Below are 245 nucleotides of genomic sequence, written 5' to 3'. Positions count from 1 at the left end.
CGCGGAGCTGGTGCTGCTCGACGAACCTTCCGAGGGCGTGGCCCCGGTGATCGTCGAGCAGCTGGCCAACATGATCCTCGAGCTCAAGTCGCAGGGCGTGAGCATCCTGCTGTCCGAGCAGACCATGCACTTCGCCGAACTCGTGTCCGACCGGGCCTATGTGCTCGAGAAAGGGCAGATCCGCTACCCGGCCACGATGGCCGAGCTCGCGGCCAACGACGAAGTACGCCGCGCGTACGTCAGCG

Annotated in this window: 1 pseudogene; it reads left to right on the top strand. The window is 66.1% G+C overall.

From position 1 onward, the window contains the following. Positions 1–245, top strand: a pseudogene (locus AC0IYU_RS34940) (ABC transporter ATP-binding protein); the annotation flags it as partial.

This window comes from Variovorax sp. AC103 (genome assembly GCF_979254005.1).
The sequence above is the reverse complement of the archived record's forward strand: the minus strand, read 5'-3'. Positions and strand labels throughout refer to the sequence as shown.